The 255-nt window shown below is 40.0% G+C and carries 1 pseudogene; it reads right to left on the reverse strand.

Going from position 1 to position 255, the window contains the following annotated elements:
• Nucleotides 1-255 (reverse strand): annotated as a pseudogene (locus tag ACEO2X_RS14555) (RNA-guided endonuclease TnpB family protein); the annotation flags it as partial.

Genomic DNA, 255 nt, shown 5'->3' on the forward strand with positions numbered 1-255 from the left:
GTCATCCATTCATCTTTTTTAAGCAAGGTGTATAGTCTTTTTTGTTCATTATTACAGGAGGTGCGTTTTCGGATCGCCTGCTTTACTTTGTCTTTTGATGCTTCTCGATAGGCTTTAATATCACCTATGCAATCACGTAGCGTTTCTTTCCACGCATTTGCAGAAACACCAAAGTCACGACTTTCTTTCATCCACGCATCACGAATAGCTCTGTCACTGATATTCAAACCTGAAATAGCACCATATTTAGCCCAC

This window comes from Acinetobacter sp. AL9 (assembly GCF_041464035.1).
Lineage (GTDB): Bacteria > Pseudomonadota > Gammaproteobacteria > Pseudomonadales > Moraxellaceae > Acinetobacter > Acinetobacter towneri.